Source organism: Erythrobacter donghaensis, from assembly GCF_001557325.1.
GTDB lineage: Bacteria > Pseudomonadota > Alphaproteobacteria > Sphingomonadales > Sphingomonadaceae > Erythrobacter > Erythrobacter donghaensis_B.
In genome coordinates, this window is the sequence record NZ_LSJS01000233.1 from 1 (window position 1) to 950 (window position 950).

Here is a 950-nt window from a genome sequence, read left to right on the forward strand (position 1 = left end):
GTGAAATACGTTGGTCTGGACGTGCATAAGGAAACCATTGCGGTCGCTGTTGCCGATGGACAGCGCGGAGGCGAGGTGCGTTTCATCGGAACAGTCGCCAACGAGGACGATGCGGTCAGAAGGCTGGTCAAGCGACTAACGGGACCGGGCGTTACGTTGAACGTCTGCTACGAAGCTGGTCCCTGTGGCTATGGCCTGCATCGGCTGCTGACGAAGCTGGGGCAGGATTGCATTGTCATCGCCCCCTCAATGATGCCGCGACGCCCGGGCGACCATGTGAAGACGGACCGACGTGACGCGATGACACTGGCGCGGCTGCTACGCGCCGGCGAACTCACCGCGATCTGGGTGCCGGACGAAGCGCATGAGGCGGTACGCGATCTCATCCGCGCTCGGCGAAATGCGCAGGACGATGCCATCGGGGCCAAGCAAACGGTGCGCAGCTTCCTGTTGCGTCATGATCGTCGTTTCGGCGGCAAGGCGGCCTGGACGAAAATGTACTGGCGGTGGTTGTCCGAGCAGCGGTTCGATTTTCCCCACCAACAGCTGGCATTCGAGGAAATGCAGAAGCGGGTGCTGGAGGCGCAGGCGCGAGTGGGACGGCTCGAGGCAGCATTGGCCGAAGCGGTGGATGCATGGTGCTTCGCGCCGCTGGTCCGCAATCTGCAGGTCCTGCGCGGTATCAGGCTGGTCAGCGCTGCGACGCTGGTCGCTGAAGTAGGCGATCTCACCCGCTTCGACAATCCTAAGCAGTTGATGGCGTATGTCGGCTTGGTGCCGTCCGAGCACTCCAGCGGCGCCCGGACCAAGCGAGGCCGGATCACCCGCGCGGGCAACGCGCAGGCACGAACCATGCTGATCGAGGCGGGCTGGTCGTATCGGCTGCCCGCTCGCGAGGAACGGCGCTACCGTGAGCGGGTCATCGACTTGCCCGAGGACATCCAGGCAAT

The 950-nt window shown here is 63.7% G+C and carries 1 protein-coding gene; it reads left to right on the forward strand.

Annotation, left to right across the window (positions count from 1 at the left end; all coding sequences use genetic code 11):
- Window positions 1–950: IS110 family transposase (locus tag AX692_RS14185; RefSeq protein ID WP_230961063.1), on the forward strand; the 950-nt coding region annotated here is incomplete at both ends.